The organism is Aquabacterium sp. UBA2148, from assembly GCF_002328915.1.
Classification (GTDB): domain Bacteria; phylum Pseudomonadota; class Gammaproteobacteria; order Burkholderiales; family Burkholderiaceae_C; genus Aquabacterium; species Aquabacterium parvum.
The window spans coordinates 1,048-9,035 of sequence record NZ_DCXA01000296.1 but is presented as its reverse complement, the minus strand read 5'-3'; the positions used below and the strand labels follow the sequence as shown (position 1 = coordinate 9,035).

Annotated in this window: 5 protein-coding genes; all 5 read right to left on the bottom strand. The window is 65.7% G+C overall.

Annotation, left to right across the window (positions count from 1 at the left end):
* Positions 1–623: nitrate reductase molybdenum cofactor assembly chaperone (gene narJ, locus B2W70_RS16405; protein ID WP_286747288.1), on the bottom strand; the 623-nt coding region annotated here is incomplete at its 3' end.
* Between the two features lie 2 nt (positions 624–625).
* Positions 626–2,149, bottom strand: coding sequence for a nitrate reductase subunit beta (gene narH / locus B2W70_RS16400; RefSeq protein WP_286747287.1), 1,524 nt, complete (start codon positions 2,147–2,149; stop codon positions 626–628).
* A 20-nt stretch (positions 2,150–2,169) separates the two neighbouring features.
* Positions 2,170–5,982, bottom strand: a complete 3,813-nt coding sequence (locus B2W70_RS16395; RefSeq protein WP_286747285.1) for a nitrate reductase subunit alpha — start codon at positions 5,980–5,982, stop codon at positions 2,170–2,172.
* Between the two features lie 42 nt (positions 5,983–6,024).
* A complete protein-coding gene (locus B2W70_RS16390) occupies positions 6,025–7,473 on the bottom strand; it encodes a NarK family nitrate/nitrite MFS transporter (protein ID WP_286747284.1) in 1,449 nt (482 codons plus the stop codon).
* Between the two features lie 30 nt (positions 7,474–7,503).
* Positions 7,504–7,988: MFS transporter (locus B2W70_RS16385; RefSeq protein WP_414631084.1), on the bottom strand; the 485-nt coding region annotated here is incomplete at its 5' end.

The window sequence follows — 7,988 nt, the reverse complement described above, 5'->3', positions numbered from 1 at the left end:
GCCCAGGCGTCATCGAGCGCCTCGTCTTCGGGCACCTCGGTGGGCTCGATGGTGTGACCCATCAGCTCCAGCAGGGCGGCCGGGACGTGCGCGTACAGGCTGCGCCGCTTGAGCAGCGCCGCGTACAAGGCGTTGAGGATGTGGGCGAACTCGCCCGTGAAGCCCTGCGCCGCGCTGGCCTCGAGCGTGGAGGCGAACTCCATGACCAGCGGCAGGTAGTCGGGCAGCTCGCCGCCGTTGTCGGGGTTCAGGCGCAGGCCGGCCTGCTCGTAGGTTTGCACGAGGTCAACCATGGCCTGGCCTCGATCGCGCGAGTCGCCGTGCACGTGCTCGAACAGGTGCAGCGAGGTGGCGCGCCCGCGGTCGAAGAGTTCGACGTAGTCGGATTCGACCTCGTAGCCATCGCGCGCCGCGAGTTGCGACACCAGCTTCTCCAGCCCGGCAAGCCGGGCCTCGCTCAGGCGTTGTTCATCGTGCAAGGCGTCCAGCAGGTCGCCCAGGTGGGCCCGCAGTTCGGCATCGGGGTAGGCCAGCAGCCGGGCCAGGCCCCGCAGGCTGCGCGCCGGCGTCGGGGAACTGGCGGAGCTGTGCAGGCTCTTGAGTTGGTTCAACAGGCTGCTCATGTTCAGATCTCCGACTTGATGGGGATGGTGCGCTTCTTCTTGGCGCCGAACAGGCTGGTCTCGGTCTGCCCGTCGGAGCAGCCGTTGCCGAACGAGAAGCCGCAGCCGCCACGCAGATCGAACGCGTCTTCGGCGTACTCGCGGTGCGCGGTGGGGATGACGAAGCGGTCCTCGTAGTTGGCGATGCCCATGATGTGGTACATGTCTTCGACCAGCGCGGGCGTGAGGCCCACCTGCTCGATGGCCTTGACGTTGGCCGCGCCATCGACGTGCTTGCCGCGCATGTAGGCGCGCATGGCCAGCATGCGTTCCAGCGCGCGCGACACCGGTGCCACGTCGCCGGCCGTCATCAGGTTGGCCAGGTACTTCAGCGGGATGCGCAGCTGGTTGACGTCCGGGATCTCGCCGTTGGTGCCGACGTGGCCGGCGTTGGCCGCGGCCTGGATGGGTGACAGCGGCGGCACGTACCAGACCATGGGCAGCGTGCGGTACTCGGGGTGCAGGGGCAGGGCCACCTTCCAGTCCACGGCCATCTTGTAGACGGGGCTGTTGCGGGCGGCGGTCAGCCAGGCCTCGGGCACGCCATCGGCGCGGGCCTGCTCGATCACCTTGGGGTCGTGCGGGTCCAGGAAGATGTCGAGCTGGGCTTGATAGAGGTCGCGGTCGTGCTCGGTGCTGGCGGCTTGCTCGATGCGGTCGGCGTCATATAGCAGCACACCCAGGTAGCGGATGCGGCCCACGCAGGTCTCCGAGCACACCGTGGGCTGGCCGGCCTCGATGCGGGGGTAGCAGAAGATGCACTTCTCGGCCTTGCCGCTTTGCCAGTTGTAGTAGATCTTCTTGTAGGGGCAGCCCGAGACGCACATGCGCCAGCCACGGCACTTGTCCTGGTCGATCAGCACGATGCCGTCTTCCTCGCGCTTGTAGATCGAGCCCGAGGGGCACGACGCCACGCACGCCGGGTTCAGGCAGTGCTCGCACAGGCGCGGCAGGTACATCATGAAGGTGTTCTCGAACTGGCCGTAGATGTCCTTTTGCACATCCTCGAAGTTCGCGTCCTTGCTGCGCTTGCTGAACTCGCCGCCCAGGATCTCTTCCCAGTTCGGGCCCCACTCGATCTTCTCCATGCGCTTGCCGGTGATCAGGCTGCGCGGGCGGGCGGTGGGTGCGGCTTTGGTCTTCGGGGCCGACTGCAGGTGGTCGTAGTCGAAGGTGAAGGGCTCGTAGTAGTCGTCGATCTGCGGCAGGTTGGGGTTGGCGAAGATCTTCATGAGCAGGCTGAGCTTGCCGCCCTGGCGGGGCTGGATCGAGCCGTCGCTCTTGCGGATCCAGCCGCCTTTCCACTTCTCCTGGTTCTCCCATTCCTTGGGGTAGCCGATGCCGGGCTTGGTCTCGACGTTGTTGAACCAGGCGTACTCGACGCCGGGGCGGTTGGTCCAGACGTTCTTGCAGGTCACCGAGCAGGTGTGGCAGCCGATGCACTTGTCCAGGTTGAGGACCATGCCGATCTGTGCGCGGACTTTCATGTTGTGTGCTCCTTGGGTCGTCAGGCGTGGGTGGCGGCAGTGGTGGCTTCGCCATCCAGCCAGTCGACCTTGTTCATCTTGCGCACCAGCACGAACTCGTCGCGGTTGGTGCCGATGGTCCCGTAGTAGTTGAAGCCGTAGCTCAACTGGGCGTAGCCACCGATCATGTGGGTGGGCTTGAGCACCACGCGCGTGACCGAGTTGTGGATGCCGCCCCGGGTGCCGGTGATCTCCGAGCCCGGCGTGTTGATGATCTTTTCCTGGGCGTGGTACATCATCACCATGCCCGGGTTGACGCGCTGGCTCACCACCGCGCGGGCCGCGATGGCGCCGTTGGTGTTGAACAGCTCCACCCAGTCGTTGTCGACGATGCCGGCTTTCTTCGCGTCGTCTTCACTGAGCCAGATGACGGGCCCACCGCGGTTGAGCGTGAGCATCATCAGGTTGTCGGTGTAGGTGGAGTGGATGCCCCACTTCTGGTGCGGGGTGATGAAGTTGAGCGCGATCTCCTTGTGGCCGTTGGGCTTGCGGCCGGCGATGTCGTCGAGTGTCTTCAAGTCCACCGGCGGGCGATAGCTCACGAAGCCTTCGCCGAAGGCCTGCATCCAGGGGTGGTCCTGGTAGAACTGCTGGCGGCCGGTGAGGGTGCGCCATGGGATCAGCTCGTGCACGTTGGTGTAGCCGGCGTTGTACGAGACCTTCTCGCTCTCCAGCCCCGACCAGGTCGGCGAGGAGATGATCTTGCGCGGCTGCGCCTGGATGTCGCGAAAGCGGATCTTCTCGTCTTCGCGGTGCAGCGCCAGGTGGGCGTGCTCGCGGCCGGTCTGCTTGGACAGCGCGTCCCAGGCCTTGACGGCGACGTGGCCGTTGGTTTCGGGCGCCAGCATCATCACCACTTCGGCGGCGTCGATGTCGGTCTCGATCTTCGGCATGCCCTGCGAGACGCCTTCGTCGCGCACGGTGCCATTGAGCTCGGCCAGTTGCTGGACCTCGTCCTGGGTGTTCCAGCTGATGCCCTTGCCGCCGTTGCCCACCTTGTTCATCAGCGGGCCCAGCGAGGTGAAGCGCTTGAAGGTGTTGGGGTAGTCGCGCTCGACCACGGTGATCTGTGGCGCGCTCTTGCCGGGGATGAGGTCGATCTCGCCCTTCTTCCAGTCTTGAACGCCGAAGGGTTGCGCCATCTCGGCAGGGGTGTCGTGCATCAGAGGCGTCATCACGACTTCCTTCTCGACGCCCAGGTGGCCGACGCAGACCTCGCTGAACTTCTTGGCGAAGCCCTTGTAGATGTCCCAGTCGGAGCGCGCTTCCCAGGCCGGGTCCACCGCCGTGGACAGCGGGTGGATGAAGGGGTGCATGTCGCTGGTGTTGAGGTCGTTCTTCTCGTACCAGGTGGCGGTCGGCAGCACGATGTCCGAGTACAGGCAGGTGGTGCTCATGCGGAAGTCGAGCGTGACCAGCAGGTCGAGCTTGCCTTCGGGCGCCTTGTCGTGCCAGACCACTTCTTCGGGCTTGGCGTCGTCATGACCCAGGTCCTTGCCCTGCACGCCGTGGGTGGTGCCCAGCAGGTGCTTGAGGAAGTACTCGTGGCCCTTGCCGGATGAGCCCAGCAGGTTCGAGCGCCACACGAAGAGGTTGCGCGGCCAGTTGTCGGGGTGATCGGGGTCGGTGCAGGACAGCTTGAGCGAGCCGTCCTTGAGCGAGGCCACCACGTGATCCTTCGGGTCCAGGCCCTTGGCGGCGGCGTCGCGCACCACTTTCAGCGGGTTGGTTTGCAACTGGGGCGCCGAGGGCAGCCAGCCCATGCGTTCGGCGCGCACGTTGTAGTCGATCATGCTGCCGCCGAACTTCGACTTGTCGGCCAGCGGCGAGAGGATCTCGTCCACGCCCAGCTTCTCGTAGCGCCACTGGTCGGTGTGGGCGTAGAAGAAGCTGGTGGAGTTCTGCTGGCGCGGCGGGCGCGACCAGTCGAGCGCGAAGGCCAGGGCCGTCCAGCCGGTCTGCGGGCGCAGCTTTTCCTGGCCCACGTAGTGCGCCCAGCCGCCACCGCTTTGGCCGATGCAGCCGCACATCATCAGCATGTTGATGATGCCGCGGTAGTTCATGTCGCAGTGGTACCAGTGGTTCATGGCCGCGCCGATGATGACCATGGACTTGCCTTTGGTCTTGTCGGCGTTGTCGGCGAACTGGCGGGCCACGGTGATGACCTGGTCGCGCGGCACACCGGTGATCTGCTCTTGCCAGGCCGGGGTGTAGGCGACGTTGTCGTCGAGGGTGCGCGCGCCGTTGTCCACCAGCACGCCGTGGGCGTCGGTCAGGTTGCGGAACACGCCGTAGCTGGCCAGCTGCAGGTCATAGACCGTGGCCACCCAGACCTCGCGGGCCTGGCCCTTGTCCTGCACGGTGACGCGCTGCATGGGCACGTGGCGCAGCAGCACTTCGCCTTGCTTGTTCGAGTTGAAGCCCGGCGAGTCGATGCCGCCGAAGTAGGGGAAGGCCACGACCTGCGTGTCGGACTGGCGGGTCTCGGCGTGTTGCTCGTCTTCCAGCGTTGAGAGCTTGAGCTTGACCTCGCGGCCTTCGCCGGCTTCCTTGGTTTCGAGGTTCCACTTGCCCTGGTCGGGGCGGCCGTCGGCACCCCAGCGGAAGCCGATGGAGCCTTGCGGCACCACGATGCGGCCTTCGCCGTCATAGGCCAGGGTCTTCCACTCGGCGTTGCTGCCTTGGGGAACGCTGTCGCTCAGGTCGCTGGCGCGCAGGTAGCGTTGCGGCACCAGGGCCTTGCCCAGCGGCGTGTCCTGCTCTTGCAGCATCACCAGCATGGGCAGGTCGGTGTAGCGGCGGGCGTAGTCGTCGAAGTAGGCGCTGCGCTGGTCGACGTAGAACTCGCGCAGGATCGTGTGGCCCATGGCCATGGCCACGGCCGCATCGGTGCCCTGCTTGGGGTGCATCCAGATGTCGGCGAGCTTGGAGATCTCGGCGTAGTCGGGCGTGACGGCGACCGTCTTGGCGCCCTTGTAGCGCACCTCGGTGAAGAAGTGGGCGTCCGGCGTGCGGGTCTGGGGCACGTTCGAGCCCCAGGCGATGATGAAGTTCGAGTTGTACCAGTCGGCCGATTCGGGCACGTCGGTCTGCTCGCCCCAGATCTGCGGGCTGGCCGGCGGCAGGTCGCAGTACCAGTCGTAGAACGACATGCACACGCCACCGATCAGGCTGAGGTAGCGGCTGCCAGCGGCGTACGACACCATCGACATCGCCGGGATGGGCGAGAAGCCGATGATGCGATCGGGGCCGTGCTGCTTGATGGTGTACACGTTGGCCGAGGCGATGATCTCGTTGACCTCGTCCCAGGTGGTGCGCACGAAGCCGCCGAGGCCGCGCTGCTTTTGCCAGCTGCGGCGGATGTCGTCGCTGGCCATCAGGGCGGCCCAGGCGTCCACGGGCGACTTGGCCACGCCGCGCGCGGCGCGCCATTGCTTGAGCAGCTCGCCGCGCACCATGGGGTGCTTGACGCGGTTGGCGCTGTAGAGGTACCAGCTGTATGAGGCGCCGCGGGCGCAGCCGCGGGGCTCGTGGTTGGGCAGGTCAGGGCGGGTGCGCGGGTAGTCCGTCTGCTGGGTCTCCCAGGTGACGATGCCGCCCTTGACGTAGATCTTCCACGAGCAGGAGCCCGTGCAGTTCGTGCCGTGGGTGGAGCGCACGATCTTGTCGTGCTGCCAGCGGCTGCGGTAGGCGTCTTCCCAGGTGCGGTCTTCGCCCGTGGTGACGCCGTGGCCGTCGGAGAAGCCTTCCTTCGCCTGAGCGAAGAAGGTCAGTCGGTCCAGGAAGTGGCTCATGTTGTTTGACTCCGTGGTGGGATTGGTCGAATGAGGCGGGGATCAGCAGGGCTGCTCGGCATCGCGGCGGGCGTAGTACCACCAGGTCAGGCCGATGCACAGCACATAAAAGGAAATGAAGATCAGCAGGGCCGCTTCGGGGCCGCTGGTGGCGGCAATCGCCGAGCCATAGCTCTTGGGGATGAAGAAGCCACCGTAGGCCGCGAAGGCCGCGGTGAAGCCCAGCACCGCAGCGGCCTCGGTGTTGGCCTCCTTGATGGCGTGCGCCTGGGCGACCTCGTCGTTGCGCGGCACGCGCTGCGTCTTGAGGTTCAGGAAGATCACCGGGATCATGCGGAAGGTCGATCCGTTGCCGATGCCCGTGGTCAAAAACAAAACCAGGAACATCAGGAAGAAGCCCGCGAAGCTGCCCTCGTGCGGGCCGAAGGGCAGGGCCCAGGCGCTGCCCGTGGTCTTGGGCAGGAAGCACAGCACGCCCACCACGGCCGCGGCCATGACGACGAAGTTCCAGAACGTGACCCGTGCGCCGCCGAGCTTGTCGGCCAGCCAGCCACCCACCGGGCGGATCAGCGCACCGACCAGGGGGCCAATCCAGGCATAGGCCAGTGGGTTGACGTCCTTGAACTGCGACTTGATCAGCAGCGGAAAGCCCGCGGCGTAGCCGATGAAGGAGCCGAAGGTGCCCAGGTAGAGCACGCACATCAGCCAGTTGTGCTTGTTGCGGAAGATGGCGGCTTGCGCGGCGAACGAGGCCTTGGCGTCGGCGATGTCGTTCATGAAGAACCACGACACCACGGCGGTCAGGATGATCCAGGGCACCCAGATGAAAGCCGCGTTCTGGGCCCACACCTCGACCTGCTGGCCGGCCTTGTTGACGATGTGCTGCGACTCACCACCGAAGATACCGAACACGCCCACCGAGATGATGATGGGGCTGAGGAACTGCACCACCGACACGCCCAGGTTGCCCAGGCCGGCATTCACGCCCAGGGCCGAGCCCTTGCGCTCCTTCGGGAAGAAGAAGCTGATGTTGGACATCGACGACGAGAAGTTGCCGCCGCCCAGGCCGCACAGCAGCGCCAGCGTCAGCATGGTGGGGTAGGGCGTGGTCGGGTCCTGTACCGCGTAGCCGATGCCGATGGCCGGGATCAGCAACGAAGCGGTGGAGATGGCCGTCCAGCGCCGCCCGCCGAACACCGGCACCATGAAGGAGTAGAAGATGCGCAGCGTGGCGCCCGAAAGCGCCGGCGCGGCCGCCAGCCAGAAGAGCTGGTTGGTCGAATATTTGAAACCCATCTGCGGCAGGTTGACCGCGACGACGCTCCACAGCTGCCAGACCGCGAAGGCCAGGAACAGCGCGGGCACCGAGATCCAGAGGTTGAGCTTGGCAATGGCCTGGCCTTGTGACTCCCAGAAGGACTTGTCTTCAGGCGTCCAGACGGTCAGCGTCTGACCCGGACGCGCTGCGCCCGTGTGTGTGGTGGTGTTCATGAGGGACTCCGGTGAGGAGGTCGTTGGGGATCAGGCGCGGGCGCCCGACGAAGGGTTCGCTTCGCCGCGGATGACATCGCGGGTGCGCACCTCGGTGAAGTACATCCAGATCAGCGAGACCCAGACCACGCCGTACAGCAGCATGAAAGCGCTGGAGCGCACGCCGGTCAGGTCCAGCAGGTAGCCGAACATGATCGGCAGCACGAAGCCCCCCATGCCACCGGCCAGGCCGACGATGCCGGAGATGGTTCCGATGTTGCCGGGGTAGTCATCGCTGATGTACTTGAAGACGCTGGCCTTGCCGAAGGCCCAGGCCACGCCGAGCACGGCCATGATGGCGGTGAAGCTGTAGACGTTCAGGCCTATGTGGAAGGTCTGGGGTCCGTTGACGGTCTGGATGGTGAAGTCGGTCTGCGGGTAGCTCAGCAGGAACAGGCAGATCCAGCTCACCCACATCACCCACCAGGTCACCTGGTGCGCGCCGTGCTTGTCAGACAGCCAGCCGCCGATGGCGC